Source organism: Dyadobacter diqingensis (assembly GCF_024220585.1).
Classification (GTDB): Bacteria; Bacteroidota; Bacteroidia; order Cytophagales; family Spirosomataceae; genus Dyadobacter; species Dyadobacter diqingensis.
The window spans coordinates 549,342-573,311 of record NZ_JAMXKF010000003.1 but is presented as its reverse complement, the minus strand read 5'-3'; the positions used below and the strand labels follow the sequence as shown (position 1 = coordinate 573,311).

General features: G+C 41.4%; 22 protein-coding genes. 20 read left to right on the top strand and 2 right to left on the bottom strand.

Annotated elements, in window-relative coordinates; genetic code table 11:
- The first annotated feature begins 23 nt into the window (after window positions 1-23).
- From M1L62_RS11620 to M1L62_RS11530, 19 genes are all read left to right on the top strand, one after another.
- Complete coding sequence (locus M1L62_RS11620) at window positions 24-917, top strand: N-acetylneuraminate synthase family protein (protein WP_254413202.1); 894 nt, start codon at window positions 24-26, stop codon at window positions 915-917.
- Window positions 902-1,630: an acylneuraminate cytidylyltransferase family protein gene (locus M1L62_RS11615; RefSeq protein WP_254413201.1), complete on the top strand. Its 729-nt coding sequence runs from the start codon at window positions 902-904 to the stop codon at window positions 1,628-1,630. Before M1L62_RS11620 ends, M1L62_RS11615 begins: the two co-directional genes overlap by 16 nt.
- Window positions 1,627-2,592: a Gfo/Idh/MocA family protein gene (locus M1L62_RS11610; RefSeq protein ID WP_254413200.1), complete on the top strand. Its 966-nt coding sequence runs from the start codon at window positions 1,627-1,629 to the stop codon at window positions 2,590-2,592. Before M1L62_RS11615 ends, M1L62_RS11610 begins: the two co-directional genes overlap by 4 nt.
- Window positions 2,558-3,433, top strand: a complete 876-nt coding sequence (locus M1L62_RS11605) for an SDR family oxidoreductase (protein WP_254413199.1) — start codon at window positions 2,558-2,560, stop codon at window positions 3,431-3,433. The genes M1L62_RS11610 and M1L62_RS11605 overlap by 35 nt, the downstream gene beginning before the upstream one ends.
- A gap of 28 nt (window positions 3,434-3,461) precedes the next feature.
- Window positions 3,462-4,691: a glycosyltransferase gene (locus M1L62_RS11600; protein WP_254413198.1), complete on the top strand. Its 1,230-nt coding sequence runs from the start codon at window positions 3,462-3,464 to the stop codon at window positions 4,689-4,691.
- Complete coding sequence (locus M1L62_RS11595) at window positions 4,684-5,541, top strand: ABC transporter permease (protein ID WP_254413197.1); 858 nt, start codon at window positions 4,684-4,686, stop codon at window positions 5,539-5,541. The genes M1L62_RS11600 and M1L62_RS11595 overlap by 8 nt, the downstream gene beginning before the upstream one ends.
- 86 nt (window positions 5,542-5,627) lie before the next feature.
- Window positions 5,628-6,872, top strand: a complete 1,245-nt coding sequence (locus tag M1L62_RS11590; RefSeq protein ID WP_254413196.1) for an ABC transporter ATP-binding protein — start codon at window positions 5,628-5,630, stop codon at window positions 6,870-6,872.
- Window positions 6,873-6,876: 4 nt separating this feature from the next.
- Window positions 6,877-7,836: a glycosyltransferase family 2 protein gene (locus tag M1L62_RS11585; RefSeq protein WP_254413195.1), complete on the top strand. Its 960-nt coding sequence runs from the start codon at window positions 6,877-6,879 to the stop codon at window positions 7,834-7,836.
- Between the two features lie 9 nt (window positions 7,837-7,845).
- Window positions 7,846-9,144 carry a hypothetical protein gene (locus M1L62_RS11580; protein WP_254413194.1) on the top strand — a complete coding sequence of 433 codons (1,299 nt, stop codon included), beginning with the start codon at window positions 7,846-7,848 and terminating at the stop codon, window positions 9,142-9,144.
- The gene (locus M1L62_RS11575; protein ID WP_254413193.1) at window positions 9,141-10,064 is read left to right on the top strand and encodes a hypothetical protein; all 924 of its coding nucleotides are present in this window, start codon (window positions 9,141-9,143) and stop codon (window positions 10,062-10,064) included. Before M1L62_RS11580 ends, M1L62_RS11575 begins: the two co-directional genes overlap by 4 nt.
- A 13-nt stretch (window positions 10,065-10,077) precedes the next feature.
- A complete protein-coding gene (locus M1L62_RS11570) occupies window positions 10,078-11,133 on the top strand; it encodes a glycosyltransferase (protein WP_254413192.1) in 1,056 nt (351 codons plus the stop codon).
- A gap of 4 nt (window positions 11,134-11,137) precedes the next feature.
- Window positions 11,138-12,271, top strand: coding sequence for a glycosyltransferase family 4 protein (locus M1L62_RS11565; RefSeq protein WP_254413191.1), 1,134 nt, complete (start codon window positions 11,138-11,140; stop codon window positions 12,269-12,271).
- A complete protein-coding gene (locus tag M1L62_RS11560; RefSeq protein ID WP_254413190.1) occupies window positions 12,268-13,389 on the top strand; it encodes a glycosyltransferase family protein in 1,122 nt (373 codons plus the stop codon). The genes M1L62_RS11565 and M1L62_RS11560 overlap by 4 nt, the downstream gene beginning before the upstream one ends.
- A 113-nt stretch (window positions 13,390-13,502) precedes the next feature.
- Window positions 13,503-14,633: an O-antigen ligase family protein gene (locus tag M1L62_RS29565; RefSeq protein ID WP_254413189.1), complete on the top strand. Its 1,131-nt coding sequence runs from the start codon at window positions 13,503-13,505 to the stop codon at window positions 14,631-14,633.
- Between the two features lie 313 nt (window positions 14,634-14,946).
- Window positions 14,947-15,705: a TerC family protein gene (locus M1L62_RS11550; RefSeq protein ID WP_254413188.1), complete on the top strand. Its 759-nt coding sequence runs from the start codon at window positions 14,947-14,949 to the stop codon at window positions 15,703-15,705.
- 35 nt (window positions 15,706-15,740) lie between these two features.
- Entirely contained in the window at window positions 15,741-17,729 is a 1,989-nt protein-coding gene (gene dnaG, locus M1L62_RS11545) for a DNA primase (protein ID WP_254413187.1), read from the top strand.
- 19 nt (window positions 17,730-17,748) lie between these two features.
- Window positions 17,749-18,636 carry a LysR family transcriptional regulator gene (locus tag M1L62_RS11540; RefSeq protein ID WP_254413186.1) on the top strand — a complete coding sequence of 296 codons (888 nt, stop codon included), beginning with the start codon at window positions 17,749-17,751 and terminating at the stop codon, window positions 18,634-18,636.
- An 86-nt stretch (window positions 18,637-18,722) separates the two neighbouring features.
- Window positions 18,723-19,667, top strand: coding sequence for a YeiH family protein (locus tag M1L62_RS11535; protein WP_254413185.1), 945 nt, complete (start codon window positions 18,723-18,725; stop codon window positions 19,665-19,667).
- An 85-nt stretch (window positions 19,668-19,752) separates the two neighbouring features.
- Window positions 19,753-20,295 (top strand): DUF4136 domain-containing protein, encoded by a 543-nt coding sequence (locus tag M1L62_RS11530; RefSeq protein ID WP_254413184.1) that lies wholly within the window; start codon window positions 19,753-19,755, stop codon window positions 20,293-20,295.
- A 60-nt stretch (window positions 20,296-20,355) separates the two neighbouring features.
- Here the strand turns inward: M1L62_RS11530 and M1L62_RS11525 are convergent, their stop codons facing one another.
- Window positions 20,356-20,688, bottom strand: a complete 333-nt coding sequence (locus M1L62_RS11525) for a YtxH domain-containing protein (RefSeq protein ID WP_254413183.1) — start codon at window positions 20,686-20,688, stop codon at window positions 20,356-20,358.
- 59 nt (window positions 20,689-20,747) lie between these two features.
- Between M1L62_RS11525 and M1L62_RS11520 the strand changes: the two genes are divergently transcribed.
- Window positions 20,748-21,902 (top strand): beta propeller repeat protein, encoded by a 1,155-nt coding sequence (locus tag M1L62_RS11520; RefSeq protein ID WP_254413182.1) that lies wholly within the window; start codon window positions 20,748-20,750, stop codon window positions 21,900-21,902.
- Between the two features lie 198 nt (window positions 21,903-22,100).
- On the opposite strand, the gene M1L62_RS11515 is transcribed toward M1L62_RS11520, so the two are convergent.
- Window positions 22,101-23,513 carry a TlpA family protein disulfide reductase gene (locus M1L62_RS11515; protein ID WP_254413181.1) on the bottom strand — a complete coding sequence of 471 codons (1,413 nt, stop codon included), beginning with the start codon at window positions 23,511-23,513 and terminating at the stop codon, window positions 22,101-22,103.
- Between the last annotated feature and the right edge of the window lie 457 nt (window positions 23,514-23,970).

Here is a 23,970-nt window from a genome sequence, read left to right as displayed (position 1 = left end):
AATAACCATGACACACACGCACTATGAATTATGTTCAATATCAACGACCAAAAATCGTCGCGGAGATTGGCTGCAACCATATGGGAAGTATGGACACCGCCAAAGAGCTGATCAGTCTGGCAAGAGATTGTAAAGCCGATTATGTAAAATTTCAGAAAAGAAATCCGAGGGAGTTACTGACCGACGAGCAATTCAACGCACCGCATCCGGTTCTTTATCATGCGTATGGCAGCACTTATGGTGCCCATAGGGAAAGGCTTGAATTCACGATCCGGCAGCATTGGGAACTGAAACAATATGCCGAATCCATTGGAATCAGTTATGCCTGCTCGGTCTGGGACGTCACTTCCGCACAGGAAATAATAAGCCTGAATCCTGATTTTATCAAAGTCCCTGCGGCCAGCAATTGCAATTTCGACATGCTCAAACTGCTCCGTGACAGCTATCACGAGCCTGTTCATCTTTCTGTGGGCATGACTACCTGGAAAGAAATTGAGAATATCATCAACTTTTTTGAAACTGAAAATCAGGCCCGATCACGGCTGGTTTTGTACAGCTGTACCTCCGGTTATCCTGTTCCTTTCTCAGATGTCTGTTTACTGGAAATCAAAAAATTAATGAGCCATTTTGAAAACAGGGTGAAAGAAATTGGTTTTTCAGGTCATCATTTGGGTATCGCGGTAGATATAGCAGCCTTCACGCTGGGCGCAAAATGGATTGAACGTCATTTTACAAAAGACCGGAGCTGGAAAGGCACAGATCATGCGGCCTCACTGGAAGTACCCGGGCTCCAAAAACTCGTCAGAGACCTGCATCATACGTATGAGGCATTAAATTTCAAAGAAAAGGATATTCTTGACATTGAAAAGCCGCAACTGGATAAACTAAAACATCAGACACTTTGGAAGACGTTTTAGCGATTATCCCAGCCCGCGGAGGCAGCAAAGGCCTTCCCGATAAAAACATAAGATTATTGGCCGGCCACCCGCTGATTGCGTACAGCATCAAGGCGGCATTGGATTGCCCGCTTATTTCCCGCGTCATTGTCTCGACCGATTCTGAGCGGATTGCTGAAATAGCCAAAAGTTATGGCGCAGAGGTTCCCTTCATGCGTCCGACTGAATATGCGCAGGATATGAGTACGGATCTGGAAGTTTTCCGCCATGCGTTGGAATGGCTGGAAAAACATAAAAATTATATTCCCGATCTGGTGGTCCAGCTTCGGCCAACCTCTCCTGCCCGTTTTAACAATGACATTGAAAATTGTATTACAAAACTGCGCAATTCCGGTGCAGACAGTCTTCGCGTTGTTACAACCGCCTTCAATAACCCTTTTAAAATGTGGATTGTCGAGGATCAGGATCAACCTATGAAACCGTTGCTACATCTGGATGTGATTTCAGAACCGTACAATCAACCACGGCAAAATTTACCGGAGATCTATTGGCAAACCGGCACGCTGGATGTCATCAGAACCCGTGTCATTCGGGAACAAAAATCAATGTCAGGCAATACCATCCTGCCCTATCTCATCGAACAAAAATTTGCGCTGGACATTGATGACCTTGATAATTTCAACCGGGCAGAGGAAATGATAAGAAAGTATGATTGTATCAAATTTCTGCCATGATAAAAAACAACGACCCGATCATGATTATGGGAGCCGGTTCCATCGGCGAACGGCATATCCAGGTACTGCAAAATCTGGGTTACACCAACCTCTGGGTATACCGGCAAAGGAATTTGCCCCTGCGAAATGTGCCTTCGGGCTCAGTTAAAATTTTCACCAGCATTGACAAAATCCAGGAAATAAAACCAGTGGCTGCGATAATCTGTACACCCACTTCACAACATATGGAACAGGCGATATTTTGTGCTGGACAGGGTATTTATGTCTTGATAGAAAAACCCTTGTCTCATACATTGACAGGAATACAAAAATTGAAAAATGCAGTTCTAAACAATAATATCTGCGTCCAGGTCGCCTACATGCTGCGATATCATCCCCTATTTCAAACGGTAAAAACATATGTCGAAACGAGCAAAATGGGTTCTCTGCTCAGTATGCAATGTTATTGGGGAGAATATTTACCGGACTGGCATCCCTGGGAAGATTACAGAAAATCTTATGCAGCCCGAAAGGATCTCGGCGGAGGTGCTGCCCTTACATTCAGTCATGACCTTGATCTGATAAACTGGCTTTCCGGAAGCCTGGTAAAAAAATGGAATACACTTAAAAGCTATTCTTCTCCGCTGGAAATCGATGTGGAATCAGCGGCAGATATTTCGATTGTCTACGAAAATGGCATTACAGCTCACTGCCATATGAATTTTCATGAACGAATTCCACGCCGCTGGTATCGTTTCGTGTTTGAGCGGGGCTCCATGGAAGTCGATTATCTTAAATCTGAACTGGTTATCTGCCATATCGACGGTTCTATCAGCCAAAGAAAAGTCCCGGATTTCCATCGAAATCAGCTGTATGAATCACAGACGTCTGATTTCTTCAACCGCATTAACGAAGGATGTTTTCACGAAACCTCTCTGCAATATCTGAATGAATCTGAACGAATCATCACCATTTGCCAATAGTATGCAGCAGCCTTATCACACACACGCCTCGCTTTCCATTGCCGGAAAAGTAATTTTGATCACAGGTGCCTATGGCCTGATCGGGCAGACCGTTTCAATCTCGTTTCTTGATCAGGGTGCGTATATAATCCTGGCCGATATTGATACAAATAAACGTCCCGAAGTCGAAAATGTCGTTTCGGCTCGCTTTCCTGAAAAACAGTTTCTCTTCCAAACACTGGATATCACCAGCGAAATAAGTTGCGCCAATACCGTAAATGCTGCGGTACAGAAGTTTGGCCGTCTGGACGTATTGATAAACAATGCCGCTATTGACGCCAAATTTGATGCGGAACAATCCGCAGGTAAACATAACGCACGTTTTGAAAACTATCCGATTGCATCACTACGAAACTCAGTCGACGTAAACCTGATTGGGACAATACAGATAACCCAGCAGGTTTGTCGCCAAATGCTCAGACAAAATGCAGGCAACATCATCAATGTCGCCTCAACTTATTCCCTTGTAGCCCCAAATCAGACGCTCTATAATTTCGGAGACGGTCAGCAACAATTCAAACCGGTCGATTACGTAGCGTCCAAATCATTTATCCCAAATTTCACCCGCTACGTCGCCACGTTTTATGCCCGTGAAGGTATTCGTTGTAATGCCATCGTTCCCCATGCGATCTTTAATAACCATGAAACACCCTTTCTTGAAAACTTCGCACGGTTATCTCCGATGGGCAGGATGTGTGACCGGGATGAGCTAACCGGCCCATTTACTTTTCTGGCCTCCGACGCCTCCAGTTATATGACAGGCTCCCTGCTATCTGTCGACGGCGGATGGACGGCCTGGTAAAATCGCCATCATTTAATGTGTAAAAACGATGCAAAAAGTTCTCTTTATCTCGGATGGGTCTCCTTTTAGTTTTAATCATTCCGGAGCATCTTCATTTAAAACGAGTCATCTGGCTCTGTTAAATGAGATTGAAACCTTGTGTGTTTACATCGTTTGTTTCCCTTCTGCTGAATCTGCCAAAATAGAAATTCCCGATTTAGATGACAGGCGGCTCATCGTGATTCATGCTGACTTCTCACCCGTATCAACACCGGCATCGTTTTACAAATCGGTGTTGAAGGTTTTTTTCAAACCCGGAAGATTTTCCATTTACGCTTTGCTATTTCATTCCATTACCCAAAGAAACCTTTCAGCAATTCAAAACATCGTAAATGATATCAAGCCGGATATTATTTGGGCAGAACATCTTCAACCTTTTTTGTTGGTCAGTCTTTTACACCGTTTCAAAGGAAAAATAATTTACAGCCACCACGATTTCTTATGGAAACTGATCCTCATCAGAAGACAACTCCGGAAAGATCGCATCCGGGCATTTCTTTCGCAATGGATTCAAAAAGACGCGATCAAAAGAAAAGGAAATTACATCGTTGGAGGGGCAATAAATGAATTAGATGAAATGTTAACCATCAACAAAAAATCGTCCACATTATATATCCCGACCCTATACCCGATTATGCCGGTCGCATTTCCTCAAAATCCGGCTGCTAATCAACCGATAAGAATAGTTCATTTCGGCTCTCCACAGTCGACAGCAAACCGGATCGGACTTAAAAATTTGCTTATACACATTATTCCGCATCTTCAAAATAAGATCAATTTTGAATGTGTGATCGTTGGTCATCCGGATAAAAATAATCGGGAGCTGAACTGGCTGCTTGATCAACCCAATATCATTTGTACGGGTTATGTAGCTGATCTCAGTTCGGTTTTACGCCCGCTTGACATCCATATTGTACCCTATGACCAACCGACAGGAAGTCGGACCCGCTATGCTGTCGCCCTGAATCATGGACAAATACTGGTTGCACACCGAGCCTCTGTGATCGGAATTGACGGTCTGGTTCATCAGGAAAACTGTCTGCTGGAAAATTCATTCCCTGCAATTGTTGACCGGATTATAACACTTTACAATAACCCGCAAGATCAACTCAGAATCGCTGTAAACGCAAAAAAATGGTACGATAACACGCACACGACGAAACACCAGGCAGCCATCTTAAAGACCTGGTTATCCCAAAACGGTATGATCAATGAATGACGAACAGGAAAAATGGGACATGGAAATAATTTCCACGACCGGCTTATTTGAAATCAACTGGCGCGAACTATGGCAATACCGGGATCTCGTCCTCTTATTTGTCCGCCGCGATCTCACCGCCACCTACAAACAGACGATTCTGGGACCGCTATGGTTTTTTATCCAACCCATCCTGACAACCACGATGTACATCATCGTTTTTGGAAAAATTGCTAACCTGTCGACAGGAGGCTTACCGAAGATTCTGTTTTACCTTGCCGGCATTACCATCTGGAATTACTTTCAGGAATCGCTCATCAAGACTTCCGAAACATTTATCACCAATCAGAATCTTTTTGGGAAAGTATATTTCCCCAGACTCGCCGTACCCATTTCGCTCGTTATTTCCGGTCTCATCAAATTTTTTATCCAATTCGCGCTCTTTTTGCTGGTTTGGCTCTATTTTCTATTTGACGATGACAATGTATCAACCCATCCCAATAACACCCTTTTCCTATTTCCCGTATATATTCTGGTGATGTCAGGCCTTGGTTTTAGTTATGGAATCTTGATCTCCTCCCTAACGACGAAATACCGCGATCTACGCTTCTTAATCCAGTTTGGGATACAATTGCTCATGTACGCAACGCCGGTTGTGTATCCGCTGCAAATCGTCAGCGAAAAATACCAGTGGTTATTATTTTTAAATCCCGTCGCGATTATTATTGAAGCCTTCAAATACGGTTTCACCGGCCATGGCTATTTTTCCTGCTCCGTCCTGGGATATTCTGTCGTGTTTACAATGCTCAATTTATTCTTCAGTATTCTCATTTTCAACCGGGTCGAAAAGACATTTGTGGATACAGTTTGATAAAAGAAAACAGTGTCTGATGTGACGTTGGATATGCGGTAAATGTCTAATGGGTTTTCATATAAATTTCTTTAAATCATCGAAAAATGTCGCGGACCGTTATTCAAATTGAAGGAATTTCTAAATTTTACAAAACAGGTAAAACCTCAACCGGGAACCTGTCGAGAGATCTGGCTGAATGGTGGAAATCGTCTTTTCAAAAAGGATATTCGGGTCAAAATAAAACGATCCAGCCTAATCCTCCGAAATATTTCAAGGCTTTACAAGATATTTCGATGGAAGTAAAACAAGGAGAAGTTTTGGGGATTATCGGTGGCAACGGCGCGGGAAAATCTACCTTGTTGAAAATTTTGTCGCGCATCACCAAACCCACAAATGGCAGAATCAGAATAAAGGGCCGCATTGCGTCCCTGCTTGAAGTCGGGACCGGCTTTCATCCGGATCTGACAGGTCGCGAAAACATATTCCTTAACGGCGCGATTCTCGGTATGCGAAAAGATGAAATCCGCAGCAAGCTCGATGAAATCATTACCTTTTCGGCAGTAGAAAGATTTATTGACACGCCCGTTAAGCGATACTCATCGGGTATGTATGTACGGCTCGCGTTCGCCGTGGCAGCCCATCTTGAACCTGAAATATTAATTATTGATGAGGTACTGGCCGTTGGAGATTTAGAATTTCAGAAAAAATGTCTCGGAAAAATGAAGGAAGTAAGTCATAATCAAGGCCGCACCGTCATTTTTGTCAGTCACAGCATGGCTTCGGTTAAAGCGCTGTGTTCCAGAGCTATATTATTACAAAACGGCCGGGTTCATCTGGAAGGAAATTCGGCACAGGTTGTCGATTCTTATCTTAATAACCTGATGCTCCGACAAAATAAATTCTATTTTAAAATCGATAATATTCATGCGGCTTCATTACTCTCTTTAAAAATTGAGGACGCAAAAAGCCGTCCGACCTGTAATTTTTTGGTTGCCGAACCTTGGCAAATGAAGGTAGGATTTAAGGTAATGCATCCGGTGTCAAATCTGACCATATCCATAGGGATCGTAACGACTGAAAATATTCCGGTAAGAACGATTTCGTCCAATCCGGCGCATTTTGACCATGGCAATTTTGAGGCTGTCTTCTTTGAAGATGAAATTATGTATGCCGCCGGGACCTATCATGTGGTACTCTCTTTATCACAGAACGGCCATATTTTCCAGTACATTGATACGGACGCATGTATATCATTTGAAGACAGTCTTGTAAGTAAGTCTGTGATAAAAATCAAAAACACGGGTTTGATCCTTAATCCGATGAATGTTCCAATTCACAGAATAAGCTGATGAAATGATGGTCGCGACACGTTTGATATCGGTTTTAATGCCTGCCTTCAATTGTGTGGATTATGTACAAGAGGCAATCCATTCGATATTAAAACAAAGCTATGGTCATTTCGAGTTGCTGATCCTCGATGATGGCTCGACAGACCAGACGTTAGCAAAAATTGAAGAAATATCGGACATCAGGATTACAATTTACAAGCATGAAAAAAATCTCGGTTATCCGGCTGCGATGAACGCATTATTTACTGCTGCAACCGGCGCCTTTATTCTGATTCAGGATGCTGATGACATTTCCGATCCACATCGCATTGAAAAACTCGTGCATACACTTGACCAAAATCCGGATATCGATCTTGCTGGTTCTCATCTGATTAAATTTTATCCAAACGGAAAAGAGCTAAAAATAATATCAGATCTGAATATCAACAACTTAAACTATTCATTAGCGAATTACACCCGCCCCGGAATAACATTTGGCACATTACTCATGCGTAAGCATGTGACCAAAATACCTTTTCGTGATCTAAAGTTTGTAACAAGGGCACAGGATATCGACTGGCTTTTCAGGGTCTCAGAACAATATCGGTTTATGAATTGTGACGAGTACCTCTATTATTACCGTCAGCACAATGAGTCGATGTCGAATGCCATCAAAAGGGAGGGTATTTTTAACTATTTCTTTTGGGAATATATCTGTTTCATATCTCAATGTCGCCGCGAAAAAGGCATAGACCTTTTATCACCGGCTTATGAAAAACAACTTCGCGATTTCCTCAACGCATTAATTGAAACAAAGAAAAACGTCGAGCCAAATTTTCTCGAAAGACACCTTGCCTATCGCGCAAAACGAAACGGGCAATTGAAAGAAGCGCTCACATTCGCCTGGCAAATCATTATAAATAATCCGCTGAAAAGAGCCGGTTATCAATGTTTATACAAAGTGCTGTTTTTCAATTTCCGATAAAAGTAGATCATGAAAATAGGAGTTCTGGCCCAGTATCTGGATACCCGCAGCGATATTCGTGAAATCCTCGACAGATTAAGTCAGGAGCACGAAATTGTGGTGTATATCCGTGAGCCGGAAATACAAAAAGTGAGTCAGTTTGTCAATGGCAACATAACTATTGTCCCCATCGCAGTTTTTAGCCGATATCAAAAATTGCTCTGTTTATTCTGGCAATATCTGTATCTGATGTTGGGGAAAATACCTGCCAGTCATTACAATTATTACATGACCGAGCACATCAAACTACTTAATCCGACACACCAAAAATGGCAAAAAACAATTCAGTCGGCATTACTCAAAATCAGCAAAATACTACCGGGAATCATACACTATGATCATTATCTATATGGGCTGACGTTTATAAAAGCACGTAACAGAATTCATCCGGACATTGAAGTTTTTCTATGTTGTACCGAAATATATCATGACTGGCTTTTTGCCCAAATTCTTGCTCAGGATAAACCGGTTTGGACGTATGTATACAGCTGGGATCACCCGTGTAAAATGAAAACTTTTTCAAAACGGACTAATTATCTTGTTTGGCATGAAGGAATCAAAACAGATCTCATCCAACTTCAAAACATCAATCCGAACCGGATATATGTTTGGGGTGCCACACAATTTGCCTATATCCATGATTATTTTCAATCGAAACGCGAGTCCCCTTCCCTCTATGATTTTCGCTACATATACCTGGGTTGTGCGACGGGTTACGACAAATTGACAAGCCAGGAAGTTGACTATTGTGAACAAATTGCCAAAGATTTGCATGATGTCGTACCGGAATGGAAACTGGTGACCAGGCCATATCCTTTTCAAAACAACCGCACAATTTATGGTAAGTTATTGAAGTTGAACAATGTCGTCCTTGATACGAGCATTACCAAACCGAGCGATTTGGCAAATGACAAGCTCCTGAGAATCGAACATGCCGAAGCTTTCCTGCATTTTGGCACAACGCTCGGTTATGAAGCAGCTTATTTCAAAACGCCGTCCTTTCTCATTGACTTTGTTGATCCCAAAAAAGATCCGCTGTTGTACGGATTTGTCCATCAGTATCAAAACGACCGATATCTGAATGACGGGCGCGGATACAATGTAGTCAAAAGCAGAAAAGATTTGAGAGAGGTAATACACAGGCTTTCTCAGACGACAGATGCGGGATATACAAACGAGAAAATAAGTCAGGATATGCCATTGGAATCGTTTCAGACACTGACTGAAAAGCTGATAACGCTATTCACTGAAAACATCAAACGCAGATGAAACTCATCAACTCACCCCTGATTCCTCTTGTTTCTGCTGAAAATATCAGCGGTCGAATCATGCTGCGCCTGTTAAATGAAACGCGCAAATTTTTCCGGCAACGCATGAGAAAACAAGCGATGGCGCGACTTCCGGTTTATGAAATTACGGACAAACAGCAACCATCTATGCATCTGCTGGTATGCAGGCGGGACTATGAAATGGCAATTATTTCTGCCATGATTTTAAATCACCTGGGCAAAAAAGGTCACATTTTCATCTTGCATGACGATGGCTCTCTGGACAATCACATTGAAAGCCTATTTCATAAATATCTGCCCGGCTCAACGTTTATCCGAAGATCTGATGCCGATACGATCGTGACAGAAAAACTTTCGGCCTACCCCAACCTACTCAGATTGCGCAGTGAGAATATCCTGGTTTCAAAACTGACCGACATTGTGCTTTGGGCAAAAAATGATCGCATTGGTTATCTGGATGCAGATGTGCTGTTTTTCAAATATCCGTTGGAATATATGCAGGAACTGAAAACGGATTCCAAAGCAAATTTTTTCAACCGGGATATCGCCGACGCCTATGTGATAAGCCGGCATAAACTTGCGAACGAATATGGCATAAATCTCCCGGTCCGCATCAATTCGGGATTGTGGGTGATGAATAAAAATGACTTTGACTTTAATTTGATAGAATCCTGGTTAACAGATTCATTCTTAAAACCATTTTTTAATGATTACAGGCTAGAACAAACACTTTTTGCCATGCTGGCAGGTATGTCCGATGCCGGGCATTTCCCCAACGGCTATGACGTAAATTTTGAGAAAAATCCAGAAACCAGTATTTGTAAACATTACGTAGGCCGAATCCGCTACGGATATGAGCTTGAAGGACTCAGGTATTTAATCAATACGAAAATCATATAACCCGCTAAGACTTTTGGCACACACTTATCTGACAAAAATTTTGGTTTTACCGGATGCCGGTCCTAAAAATCCGTTTCAATATCAGATGATAAAATATCTGAGCACACACGGATTTGTGGTGTCTCTGGGCAGGAAAAAGCAACTATTCAGCATCTATGCCGCAGTACGGAATTCTGAACCGGACATCATTTATTTCGACTGGATTCATGGTTTTATTATTGGCAAAAATCTGCCGGGCAGTTGTGTCAAGTCACTGATTTTTTGTTTTGAAATCTGTTATCTGATTTACATAAAAAGGCTCCCTATCGTGCATACAGTACACAATATTCAAAATCACAACCAAAAGTGGCTCCTGGCCGAACGTTGGATATACCGGTTTTTCTTACGGAATTGTTGTCGGATACGGGTGTATTCGGAAGCCCTCAAGAATGAAATTACCAGTGAATTCAGTTTAGAGCCACATCGAATTTATGTTATCCGGGACATTCCGTTTCATCACCATTATACCAATCTCACCGACCAGGTCCAAAGCAGAGCAAGGCTGGGTATTGATAAGTCAGCATTTCTTTACTTGTTTTTTGGCAGGATTGAACCTTACAAAGGCCTTGAAAATCTGATTCGTTCCTTTATTTCCATAACAAAATCAGACAGTTATCTGATTTTGGCAGGAGCAAGTCTCGATCACGAATATATCTCGGAGTTACAGCAACTGACTGACAACCATGCAAGTATAATCTGGCACAACCGGTTCATAGCTGAGGAGGATGTTCAGTATTATTTCAACGCGGCCGACGTTGCAGTGCTTCCCTTTACCAGAATTGATCACTCAGGTTCTGTTGACCTTGCCCTGTCCTTCTCGAAACCCGTCATTACACTGAAAACGAAAGCAATGACAGATCTGCTTCCTCATCAGGATGCCTTGCTGTTTGAAAGACCTGAACAGTTGACAAATTGCCTATTGCTGGCACAAAAAATGAATTTATCAGCCATTGGTACCAGAAATTTTCAAACCGCTGACGCAGCAAATTATCCTGATCTTCTGAAATTATTTCAAATGTCCAAATCCTGAGAAAATGAAAATACTTTTCTGCACCAATACATTTGAAAATGTGGTAAACGGACCGGCGAAATTTGCCAGCTATTTATTGGAAATAAACCGATTAAATACCGATGCCGAAATCCGGATCCTGACGGAAGATATTTCCATTGACTCCCTGCACCCGGATCAAGATCACATATTCCGCCTGCGTTTAACATTAAACCGTTTGACCAAACCATGGGGATTTATTTATCGAATGTTCCCCTACTATCAGGCCTGCCTGAAAATCCAGCGATCGTTTCCTTTTGATCTGGTCATTTTCAATAACGCCATTACAGGAATTTGGTCTGCAATACAACTAAAAACGCCCGTTTTAGGAATGATCAATGATGACAACAGCATTCTCGTTTCAGTGCATAATTTTCAATTATCCAGGAAATGGTTTCGACATTATATCTTCCGCTTTATGGAAAACCTGGCCTGCCGATTCATGGAAGGTATCATCGTAAACTCCTGCTATTTGCAGAAATTGGTACTAAAAGAATACAAACCAGCTCCCTCTAAACTGCACCTTTTGTACAAAGGTGTGACTGTTCACGGTGCACCTGATTTTAGCCGTCTCGATTTCAAATCTTCGATCAGCGTGCTTTTTATAAAATCTGATTTCATGCGAGGCGGTTTATTCGATCTGATTACTGCACTTGGTTTGTTACCAGAATACAACTTCGAATTACAAATCGTTGGGCCGGACTTACAGTTCAAGGAAAAAATTCTCCATCACAACAAATTCTCCAACGTCAACATCCATTTGATAGGTCCTGCCTCCCAATCCATGGTCAGGAATCTGATGCAGCAAAACGACCTGTTTATTGTGCCATCACGCCAGGAGGCATTTGGAGTTGCCAATATCGAAGCACTGATCAATGGCTTGTCCGTTGTCTCAACAAATGTTGGCGGTATTCCCGAAGTCCTCAATCAGGGAAAAAACGGTTGGATGGTTAATCCTGAAAAACCCGATGAGTTGGCCAGCATCATCCGGTATGTTATTCAAAATCCGTCAGAAAGGTTAGTAAAGCAAAAAAATGGCTATGAATTCGCGGTTCAAAACTTTTCCCAGACGGCAGTCCTAAATCGTTTTCTGGCTATTGCTAAAATTTATGGCTTATGAAGATGTTATTCATTTCCAACAACTGGGCTGATGCACATCAGCAAACGAGGCTGAGGGGTCTGGCACAAGCAGGATTTGTGATCACTTGTCTCGCGGTTTATAGAAATTACTATCCCGTTCAAGCAGCTGTCACACCGATTAAGCTTGGCAAGGTTGCCCATGCTAACTACACAAAACGATTCAGAATATACTTACGGCTTTTTGTTCAATTATGGAAAAATGCACCCTACAATGACTACCTCTATGTTTACGGCTTCGACTTAGCCCTCACGATACTGATTTACAAAACAATTTCAAGGCAAAAAACTACGGTCATTTATGAGATTCCCGATATTCGTGAGATCTTTTTCTCAAATAATTTTGCCGGGAAGCTAATCAGGAAAATAGAAAAAATAATCATCCCTCATATTGACCAGCTTGTGGTCACTTCACCTGACTTTATCTCGGAATATTTTACCAGGCTCAGAAAAATATACATTAAGAATTATCTCGTTATTGAAAATAAAATCCATTCGGATCAGGTGCTCAAAGACTCCTCTACACATCCTCTAATTGACTTGAATCGTAAGATCAGGATTGGCTACTTTGGTGTTCTACGCTGTCCAAATTCACTCAGTTGCCTGATTTCACTGGCAATAAAGAATCAATTTGAAATTATTATTAGAGGCATTTTTATGCCTGAAACAAGTCATTTTGAAGAAAAAATAAGGAAGTCGGGAAACATCTTTTACCATGGACCATATCAGGTTCCGGAAAGTTTAGAAGCCATTTATAGTGAGGCAGATATTATCTGGGCTGCTTATCCTTTTTCAAAAAATGAAACCGGGAATCATCGTTACGCCCGGACCAACCGGTTTTATGAAAGTCTGTTTTTCAAAAAACCGATGATTCTTCAAAAAGGAACATCGGACGCCGATAAAGCCCGGCAGCTTGGAAACATCGCATTGGAAATTGATATGAACGATGAAGATCAGGTTATCAGCTATCTGTCATACTACCTCAGCCGGGATTACCTTGAGTCCGCCAGCACTTCAATCCGGAATGTCCCTGAAAGTCATTATCAGATCACCACCGAATATAACAATCTCGTAAGGTGTTTACAGCAAAAGAAATCGTAATTCAAAAAATCAGCAGAAATGTAACTTTTCCAATTGTCCTTTTTTCCTTTCTGACAATCGGTAATTACTCATTTTTCAGGTACACGCTACATGGCGTTGAAACAACCTCGTCAGTGCTCCGATTCATACCCAATGTCAGGTTTATTATTCCTGTCTGGATCTTTTGGTATTGCATATCCTTCAACTTAAGGCTCACATCAAAAATATTAAGAGATAATGTTGACGTTCTCGCCGTCGGTCTCAGCTGGTTGTTATCGTCGATTCTCAGTTTTGATACATCAAGTTATCTGCTCTACGGCACCTGGTCTTTCTTTTCACTTTGTGCGGTTCTGCTATTTATTTCGATAACAGCATTCATTTCTGATACCCGCGCAGAATTTATTTTAAGAATACTAAATGTATTATGGATAGGTAATTTCGTGATCATAATCCTGGATATAGCCAGCATGTTATTCCTGGCACCAGGAATAATTATGTCCAATATCTTGTTTTCCTCTAATACCTTCTGGGCTTACCCGACCCTTATCATGGGCATCATTGCCTTGATTAAAATGAGATTTACCACGGAGAGCCTCATTAAGACCGCATATTATATCTGCATTTTCGTCATTTCTCTGATCGCCGTTTATTTCTCGGCAAGGCGCAGTCCGCTTTTTGTACTTATTTTAACCTCGGTTTTACTTTTTATTCCGCCACGCATTCCTCATATCATCTTAATCAGCCTTATCGTAATCTCCTCTTTCTCATTTCTGAATTCGTCGACAGGAAAAAATCTGATTGATGCGCTTCCGGATTCTTATTCCAAATACCGGATTGAGAGAATGTTTGGCTGGGTAAAAGACCGAAAAGAAACCTCATATCTTGAACGGCAAAAAATCTGGAATACTTATCTGGATAAATTTTATAACAAACCGGTTTTAGGTGAAGGATTGTCTGCTGTTCAGCATATTTCAAAAAGTAACAAAACCAAAACAGACGGACTGTCGGCGCATAACACTTTTATAGGATTGCTGGCAGAAACGGGACTGATCGGTACCGGATTATTGATTTTTATGTTGGGAAAGAGTATTCTTCTTTTACGAAAAGCACGAAGCGTAAACTGGATAAAAATTTACATGCTCCTTTTTATACCCACGCTTTTGGTCAATTGGGTGGAATACAACCTGATTCCGGGGCAAATATTTTTTCTATATACGATAACCATCTGGCTGCTGCCCCGTGGTCTGCAATACATTAAGGAGTAATTTCAGAACCGTCTAAAAAAAACAAAGACATGAAAAAATTTTCATGCCCTGTTTCACACTATACACACACTATATTTTTAATGTCTTTTATATCAAGTCTTAATTCTTTGAATATATCTCATTTGAAAGCACAAAATAACACATTTATGTTATCAGAAAAAAACTTTCGATTATGATTTTATTTATATTACCCCGAAAACAATCAATTTATCAATTAAAAGCTTAACGAGATACAAAAATACTTTATTGCTAATAAAAAATAAACTTCAACACCTTCTTACATTCGCATAAATAAACTCACCATTTCAAATCTATGGAATCACTTTTTACAACGGACGCACTAATCAGTTTGTTAACACTTACACTATTGGAAGTGGTACTTGGAATTGATAACATCATTTTCATTACTATAGTTGCAGGAAAACTTCCTGTTTCTCAACGAAAAAAAGCTCAAAACAATGGTTTACTGATTGCATTATTGCTTAGAATCGCCCTTCTTTTTGGTATTTCATGGGTTATTGGCTTAAAAGAAGACCTTTTGACGATCTTCGGGCATGGACTTAGCGGCAGAGATATTATTTTACTTTTGGGAGGTTTGTTTCTTTTATATAGCTCTACCAAAGAAATTCACCACAAATTGGAAGGCGAAACCGAACACATTCCTTCCGCTGAAAACACTGCCACTGGTAAAGCTTCCTTAACTTTCGGCAGTGCATTGGTGCAAATCTCACTATTGAATATTATTTTTTCATTTGATTCGGTGTTAACTGCTGTCGGATTGGTCAAAGAAATCCCGATTATGATCCTTGCAGTCATTTTATCAACCTTTATTATGATTGCTTTCGCGGCTAAAATCGGCGATTTTGTAAATAATCACCCATCAATTAAAATTTTAGCGCTCTCTTTTTTGTTGATGATTGGTACGCTGTTGGTCGCCGAGGCTTTCCACTACGAAATACCGAAAGGATATGCCTATTTCGCGATGGCATTTTCGTTTATCGTTGAATTGCTGAATATGAAGCTTGACAAGAATTCGAAAAGTCCGGTGAAACTTCATGAGCGTGCCGAGTAAAACCGGCAATATTTTAAAATTTAGAATCCAAAGGAATGCGCATTAATCCCGAAACGGTCGATAGGATCAAACAAACCGCTGACATTGTGGAAGTGGTAGGGGATTTTGTGTCTCTTAAAAAGAAAGGGGCTAATTATTCAGCCTGTTGCCCTTTTCACAATGAAAAATCACCGTCGTTTAATGTCAATCCTGTTCGCCAGATCTTCAAGTGTTTTGGTTGCGGGGCGGCTGGTGATGCCATCAAATTCGTGATGGATATCGATGGTGTCGGATACGGAGAAGCACTCCGGTATCTGGCAAATAAATATCAGATAGAAATTCAGGAAGAAGAGGTTACGGACGAGGAGGCTTTACGGCAAAATACGAGGGACAGCTTATATATCATCCTGAATTTTGCCAAAAACTTTTATCAGCAGCAGCTTCACGAAACAGATGAAGGCCAATCGGTCGGTATCAGCTATTTCCGTGAAAGAGGTTTCACGAGTGATATTCAGAAAAAATTTGAACTCGGATACAGCACCGATACCTGGGACGCGCTTACCAAAGAAGCCCTCCAAAAAGGCTATACGGCTGATATTTTATCCAAAGCAGGGTTATTAATTCATAAAGAAGGTAGCCAGACGGCCGGTTATGACCGGTTCCGTGGCCGTGTAATATTCCCGATCCACAACGTCGCAGGTAAGGTAATCGCTTTTGGTGCAAGGATTTTAAAAACTGATAAATCACAACCGAAATACCTTAACTCACCGGAAACCGAAGTATATCATAAAAGCGATATCCTTTACGGGATTTACCAGGCTAAGAACGCGATCCGTCAACTCGAAGCCTGTTATCTGGTTGAAGGATATACTGATGTAGTCTCACTACATCAGGCTGGTATTGAAAACGTTGTAGCTTCTTCCGGAACATCACTGACGACCGAACAGATACGCCTGATCGGCCGATTCACACCAAATATCACCATTTTGTATGATGGGGATATGGCAGGTATCAAAGCGGCTTTACGAGGCCTGGACCTGGTGTTGGAAGAGGGCCTGAATGTCAGCATCGTTTTGTTTCCTGACGGTGAAGACCCTGACAGTTATGTAAGACGCGTTGGTGCCGAGGCCTTTAAAGAATACCTCAAAAAGGCTTCGCGTGACTTCATTACTTTCAAAACCGAGACATTATTGCAAGATGCCGGCAATGATCCGTTCCGATTGGCAGCGGTTATTGGCGAGGTAGTAAACAGCATTATCAAAATTCCGGACGCAATCAAACGTCAGGTATTTTTCCACCGTACATCTGAAATGATGAAAGTGGATGAGCAGATGCTTATTTCAGAAGGAAATAAACTGCTCAGAAAGCTTCATACGCAGCCAAAACCACAGGAAAGAGGAAACAGACCGGGCAATTTTGCACCGCAGGGACCTCAGGATATCCCATTTTCAGATGACGGTCCGCCTCCGGATTTCTTCGAATCGGAGTCACCTGCTGCGCCTGAGGAAACGGATGAGCAAACCCAGCGAACAAAACTTTACTATCAGGAAGAGGCATTTATCCGTCTTTTGGTGTTGTATGGAGCCAATGAACTGGAACCAACGATTTCGGTTTGTGCCTATGTTTTGGGAGAAATTCAGGGAATCGACTTTAAAGATCCGGTTTTTCACCACCTGCTGACGTTATTCCGCGAAAATTTTGGCCGGCAAATTGTTTTACAAACGGATTATTTCCAAAACCACCATGAGTCTGAAATTCGTGACCTGACCATCAGCTGGCTGACGAGCAAGTACGAGTTAAGCTCTTTATGGACTGAAAAGTTCGAAATCTACGTCCCGTCAGAAATTGATGTGCTTGATAAAAGCAGTTTTATTAATATCCTTCGTTTGAAAAAGGCCTTCATTGAAGAAAAGATGAAGATATGCATGGAAGACCTGAAAAAAGCGACGACGGAAGAGGACGAAAATGCGATCATGAACGAATATATTTTCTACAAAGGAATAAGCATGGCCGCTGCAAAAGAGCTTGGCAGCGTGATCGGGTAAGTAATTTTGATTTTGACATATGCTTGATTTCCGACTGAAAGTTTTTTATACCGTAGCCCAGACCCTCAATTTCAACCGAGCGGCGGAACAATTAAGTATAAGCCAGCCAGCAGTAACCAAGCATATCAAAGAACTGGAACAGCAGTACAATACGACGCTTTTTGACAGGGCAAAAAAACGGATTGTGCTTACAAGATCAGGAGAGGTACTTTTGCAACATGCTCATTTGATTTTTGAGCAATACCAAAAGCTCGATTTTGATCTTAATTTGTTACAAAATAAAACAGATGGAGAATTACATATTGGAGCCAGCACCACCATTGCGCAATATGTGATTCCCTCCTATCTCGCTCACTTCCAGCAACGATTCCCGGAAATAAAAATCGAGCTGACGATGGCCAATTCGCTGGTTATTGAACAAATGCTTGTGGATAAAAAAATCGAACTTGGTTTGGTGGAAGGCACAACCCATAATACTGATTTAAAATATTCACCCTTCGTAAAAGACGAAATTGTGCTGGTGTGTAGCCCTAAAAACCGGCTTTTAAAAAAACGGACGATTACAGCAAAGGAATTATTAAAACTACCCTTGCTGACACGTGAAAGCGGTTCCGGAACTTCTGACATTATTGAAGAATACTTGCAGACAACAGGTGTAAGCTCAAAGCAGCTGAATATCCACATACAGCTTGGCAGCACCGAAAGCATTAAAAATTATCTGTTTTGCTCAGACACCTTTGCTTTCTTATCTGTTTACAGCGTACAGCAGGACCTGACTGACGACCGGTTATGCATCATCGATGTGGATGGAATGGATATCACCCGCACATTTTCATTTGTGCACAGACAGGGCCAGCCATCACCTTTATCGAAGCTTTTCATCCGGTTTGCATCCTTAAAACGATAACTATTGGTTATTAAACCACACCTTTTTTGATTTATTAACATCATTTCCGCTGGTTACTTTTGCTTATCAATTAAGCACAGGAACTAATGGAAACGTTACATCGTCCTCTATCTCTCAAATTCCGCCAGATCTCTTTCGGCTTGTTGTTTGTTGCCTGTCTACTTCCTTTTGCAGACGCTCCGGTGGCACTGTTGCTGGGGTTTATCGCTACGCAGGCTTTTGGGCATCCTTTTGCGCAGAAAAACCATAAAATAGCCCAGTGGTTATTAAAAACTTCGGTTGTAGGGCTGGGATTCGGGATGAATTTATCACATGCGCTCGAGGCGGGAAAAGAAGGTTTTGTATTTACATTGGCGTCAATCGTGATCACTTTACTGGGCGGATTGTGGTTAGGAAAAAGATTAGGTGTTGAAATAAAAAGCTCTTTTTTAATCACATCCGGGACAGCTATTTGTGGTGGCAGTGCGATTGCGGCACTTTCTCCACTGGTCAAAGCCAATGAAAAACAGATCAGTACGGCGCTGGGCGTTGTGTTTGTCCTAAACTCGCTCGCATTATTTATTTTTCCAATTCTGGGAAATCTTTTTGAAATGACACAGCATGAATTCGGGATATGGAGCGCCATCGCAATTCACGATACCAGCTCTGTCGTCGGAGCAGCAGCCAAATATGGAGAGGAAGCATTACAAACAGCAACCACCATCAAACTGGAAAGAGCCTTGTGGATCATTCCCTTGTCGTTAATTACCATGCTGCTGAACCGCAACGGCGCGAAAATACAGTTCCCCTATTTTATCGGCTTATTCATTGTCGCTATGGTGGTCAGCAGTTATTTCACTGATTATCATTCAGTATACACCCATATTATTTTTGCATCAAAGAAATTATTAGTCCTCACCATGTTCCTGATCGGCGCAGGATTGAATATCGACAGCATTAGATCTGTGGGGGTTAAACCCTTTATTCAGGGTGTTTCGTTATGGTTTTTCATTTCTGGCTTATCACTTCTTGCCCTATTGGTACTGAGATAGTTACCACCCGACATCTTTAAATTTGATTAAGCACAGTTTAATTATTAACTTTTGGGAACGTATTTACTATTAATACCTCTCAACAATGAAAACTTCAATTCTCTTCATCCTAATTTTAATCACGCTTACAGGCTGTTCTTCAAGTTATAAAATCCTTAAACCAGAAAAAGAAAATAACTTCCGATTGGCCGACTACCCTACCTTTGGTTTTTATGATATCGAGGCAAAAGGGGATACCGTTTCTGCGACTTTTGGCAAAAACATAACAATTATAAAAGACGCCATTTCCAGAAATCTGGAAGAAAAAGGGCTAAACGAGGCGCAAGACCCCGCTTTGAAAATCAATATCGCGATCTCAGTCAAAGAAGAAATCCAGACACGGCAAACAAATTTTCAAAACGACGGCCGCCCGTTATACATGGGACAAAGACGTTATTCCTGGAAAAGCAAAGAGGTTGAGGTCGGAAGGTATAAGACCGGGACATTGCTGATTGATTTGGTAGATCCTTCTACAAACAAGCTGGTCTGGAAAGGTGGTGGCGAAGGCGTGTTGCCGGGAAAAGAGAAGGATTTCAGCAAAGAGGTAAATGAACTCATAAACCAGATCTTCAGCTCCATCGGCAATTAATAATCAGACAGAAAAAAAGCCGGCTCCTTACGGAACCGGCTTCATATATTTTGGCAGTAATTAACCATTGTTAACTACACTCCTTACTTTTTCGTTGACGTTATCAGCCACTGACTCGGCTTTGCCTTTTACAGAATTAACATTTTTCAAAAAGCCTTCTTTAAGTCTGTCAGCAAGTACAGTTAACTCTTCAAGACTTTTTTCATACGTATCTTTGGCTGTACCACCTAAATCACTTGCTTTGGTTTTAACGGTACTACCAATATCATTTGCTTTACTTTTAATCAGCTTACGTGTATCTTTCCCTTTTTTCGGAGCAACTAATAAACCAATGGCAACGCCTGTAAGCAAAGCACCTACCGTTCCGATCAGAAATTTTTGATTCTTGTTCATACCAAATTCTTATTTTGTGTGATGTAAAATAGATAGTTAACCAAATTTAGCAAAATACCGTGCCAAAGAAACTAATTAACGCCCTTTTTATTCAAATCCGTACATTTCTTCTGTATTTTATTACAGTTTCGCTTTTATCAGCAACTTCCGCGTCTGCTCAGTGGGACATTCTGGATGTGCAAACAAAAATAAATATGCGTGGCGTACATACGGTTACACCTACCATATGCTGGATCGGAGGCTCCAATGGCACTGTTTTACGGACAACAAATGGCGGAAAAAGCTGGTCTACATTTAAAATTCCCGGAGCCGATTCTCTTGATTTCCGGGATATTCATGCTTTCGGAAAAGAGACAGCTATCGCGATGAGCGCGGGACCGGCTGAACTTGGAAAAGGGAAAATTTATCGTACCGACAATGGCGGAGAAAGCTGGAATCTTGTGTACCAAACTACACAAAACGGGGTATTTCTGGATGGTATCGATTTCTGGAATAAAAGTCAGGGAATATGCCTTGGCGACCCAATAAATGGCAGATTGTTTATCCTCACGACCGAGGATGGAGGAAAAAGCTGGAAAGAATTGCCTATGGAAAACCGGCCGGAAGCACAACCGGGAGAAGCTTGTTTTGCCGCAAGCGGAACTTCCATTTTAGCCGTTGGAAAAGACAAAGCGTTCATTGGTACCGGCGGAGGAAAAATGGCGCGCGTTTTCCGGTCCGACGATTTGGGGCAGCACTGGCAAGTTTCGGAAACGCCTATGCCTGCCGGCCCGACAAGCGGTATTTTTGGCCTTCATTTCTGGTCGAAAAAGAATGGTATTGCCGTAGGCGGAGATTACAAAAACACCAGCGACTCAACCAAAAACGTATTGCTGACAGAAGATGGAGGTGTAACCTGGAAATTTGGTGCAAGCACGAAACCCCTGGGATTGAAAGAATCAGTTGCATTATATCACAAACGTTACTCAACCTGGAACGGAGATTCGCAGCTTCGTAAGGACGATTTCGCGCTGGTGGCGGTGGGACCATCCGGAAGCAGCTCCTCAACCCAGCAAGGCAAATCATGGCAGACCATCGGGAATGAGCCTTTTCATGCCGTAAGTTTTGCAGGAAATGTTGGCTATGCCGTAGGCGGTAAAGGCCTCATTGCAAAAATTGAGAAGGTATCGATGAAGAAGAAAAAACGGAAATTGGTTTTTGTGCGGGAGGAATAATCTTTCTGGTATCCATCAGCCAAACCTGTGAAAATAATATATCAACGCTTTTACTAACTCTTCTAAAGAACAAGCCTGGCTATGGTTTGTCTTTGGAAGAGCTAACGATATGGGATATATCCAAAGACCAGCCAAGGAAGTTAGAGAGTATGTATGAAAGATTTAAAATAAGAGAATTTAGGTATAATCTCAGCCAGATCAATTCGTTAAAAGAGAATCCAAATAGTTGTTGGTTAACAATCTGGAAGGACGTGCTGCATCATAATCCACTATATTTCCGTCCTTACCAATAAGGATATATCTCGGGATTCCATCAATTTTGTACAAGCTCATAATGCTGCTTGAATCAAATGGCATGTTTCCAGGAGATTGAATTCCGTGTGTTCCCTTTAAAGACAAATTTTTCGTCAGAAAATTCCTCCATAATTCCCGATTTTTATCCACAGAAACGTATAAAAACTTCAAATCCGTTCGATTAGCGTACTTTTTTGATAGTTTTATAGAATATTTAAGCTCTTCCCTACAAGGCCCGCACCATGTCGCCCATACATCAATGTATATAATATTCCCCTTCAGGCTGGAAAGCCTGAATTCCTTTCCACTGACATCATGCATGGCAAAATCCTTCATCGGCATCCCGTTTCTTAACGTGTCATGATCAGCGAGGATCTCGTGTAACTCTGGCAAGTACTTTGAGTGTGGGTAGTCATCTTCAAAAGACGCTGTCAATTCCAGTAAATCATCGTATCTAACCCCATCCCAATGCGATATATGCGTTATACTCAAAGCTAAAATCAGCTCCTGAAACCTTACTAAGTTCGGATTTCTCTTAATCACATACTTAATGTATTCATACCTGCTTGTTTTTATTTTATCTTTATTTTCATCGTAGTATTCCCAAATGTCATCAATTTTTAGACCTAGATTATGTCTTACCCAAAAAACGTAGTACGACGATTGTAGTAAATTGGGGTCTATAATAACCTCACTAAAAACATCCGACGAGATAGGATCCGGCGTAACATCATTTACTTTCAATCTCCTTTTAACCAAATACTTATCAGAATCCACACGCAAGCGCTGGGTTATTTCTGAAATAGAATTATGGCTGATTAATAACTGTTTATAATAATCGGAGAGCGATTGATCCTCCTTTATCATTTGATTTAGCTCTTCTCCGAATAATCTTATGCCGGCCAGGTAAGACTCCTTTTCTTTGTCAGAAAATTGACTGTATTTTCGACTATTGAGATCTATATAGTCACCGCTTTCTAAACTGACCTTCAATAGTTTGTAGTAGTAGGAATTCACCAACCCCAAATCTCCTTTAAATGTCAGGTCTCCGTTATGGTAAACAAGATCCAGATTCATTCCCGGCTCTATGTATAATGGTGTAGCCACTATGCCAGGATTATCTTTTTCTCCTATCCTTAAAAATACATGTAGTGTATCAGAGTTAGTTAGCTGAATATGCGCTATGCCAGACGACGCAAAGGATGCGCGATAAATTTCCTTAGGTAGATTCCGTAAGAAGTGGGTACCAGAAACGGAAATATCCATTCCCGCACATTCATAACAAGTGATCGTTATGTTACTCCTTTTTTCTTCCATCGAAAAAGAGAATATCATCAAACTAAGAAGGGAATAAAACATACTAACGGAGAAATTCATCTATCGAATTATATAACTGTTGTTAACTAATAGTTCAACGGCCATTGTTTATTGCATCTTCCTGATGTTTGAAAGTGTAGTTAGGTTCCCGCGATTGCGCATTGGTTTCTATGAAGCTTTTGCCCCACCCCAAATTGTCCTTTTCATAGCCAAACACCCACCTTCGTAAAAGTATATTTCACACAAACAAAGTACCATTGAAAAGCCGATCAATCTGCACTGAAAAACCGATCAGTTTTTGTTTGTAACCACAGGATAAATAATTTTAAAAAATTAGGAGTTTTCATAAGACGTTCAATACAAGTGCTATCCTCACACCAGCGCAGATACAAGTTTAAAACGACCGAGCCTACGGACGGGATTTGTAGACCGTGTAAATGGAAAATACAAATGGATG

Bases quoted from the DNA above. Each gene is read 5' to 3' on its own strand.
- M1L62_RS11620 (WP_254413202.1), top strand. From the start codon at position 24: ATGAATTATGTTCAATATCAACGACCAAAAATCGTCGCGGAGATTGGC.
- M1L62_RS11610 (WP_254413200.1), top strand. From the start codon at position 1,627: ATGATAAAAAACAACGACCCGATCATGATTATGGGAGCCGGTTCCATC.
- M1L62_RS11605 (WP_254413199.1), top strand. From the start codon at position 2,558: ATGAATCTGAACGAATCATCACCATTTGCCAATAGTATGCAGCAGCCT.
- M1L62_RS11600 (WP_254413198.1), top strand. From the start codon at position 3,462: ATGCAAAAAGTTCTCTTTATCTCGGATGGGTCTCCTTTTAGTTTTAAT.
- M1L62_RS11595 (WP_254413197.1), top strand. From the start codon at position 4,684: ATGAATGACGAACAGGAAAAATGGGACATGGAAATAATTTCCACGACC.
- M1L62_RS11590 (WP_254413196.1), top strand. From the start codon at position 5,628: ATGTCGCGGACCGTTATTCAAATTGAAGGAATTTCTAAATTTTACAAA.
- M1L62_RS11585 (WP_254413195.1), top strand. From the start codon at position 6,877: ATGATGGTCGCGACACGTTTGATATCGGTTTTAATGCCTGCCTTCAAT.
- M1L62_RS11580 (WP_254413194.1), top strand. From the start codon at position 7,846: ATGAAAATAGGAGTTCTGGCCCAGTATCTGGATACCCGCAGCGATATT.
- M1L62_RS11575 (WP_254413193.1), top strand. From the start codon at position 9,141: ATGAAACTCATCAACTCACCCCTGATTCCTCTTGTTTCTGCTGAAAAT.
- M1L62_RS11565 (WP_254413191.1), top strand. From the start codon at position 11,138: ATGAAAATACTTTTCTGCACCAATACATTTGAAAATGTGGTAAACGGA.
- M1L62_RS11560 (WP_254413190.1), top strand. From the start codon at position 12,268: ATGAAGATGTTATTCATTTCCAACAACTGGGCTGATGCACATCAGCAA.
- M1L62_RS11550 (WP_254413188.1), top strand. From the start codon at position 14,947: ATGGAATCACTTTTTACAACGGACGCACTAATCAGTTTGTTAACACTT.
- dnaG (WP_254413187.1), top strand. From the start codon at position 15,741: ATGCGCATTAATCCCGAAACGGTCGATAGGATCAAACAAACCGCTGAC.
- M1L62_RS11540 (WP_254413186.1), top strand. From the start codon at position 17,749: ATGCTTGATTTCCGACTGAAAGTTTTTTATACCGTAGCCCAGACCCTC.
- M1L62_RS11535 (WP_254413185.1), top strand. From the start codon at position 18,723: ATGGAAACGTTACATCGTCCTCTATCTCTCAAATTCCGCCAGATCTCT.
- M1L62_RS11530 (WP_254413184.1), top strand. From the start codon at position 19,753: ATGAAAACTTCAATTCTCTTCATCCTAATTTTAATCACGCTTACAGGC.
- M1L62_RS11525 (WP_254413183.1), bottom strand. From the start codon at position 20,688: ATGAACAAGAATCAAAAATTTCTGATCGGAACGGTAGGTGCTTTGCTT.
- M1L62_RS11515 (WP_254413181.1), bottom strand. From the start codon at position 23,513: ATGGAAGAAAAAAGGAGTAACATAACGATCACTTGTTATGAATGTGCG.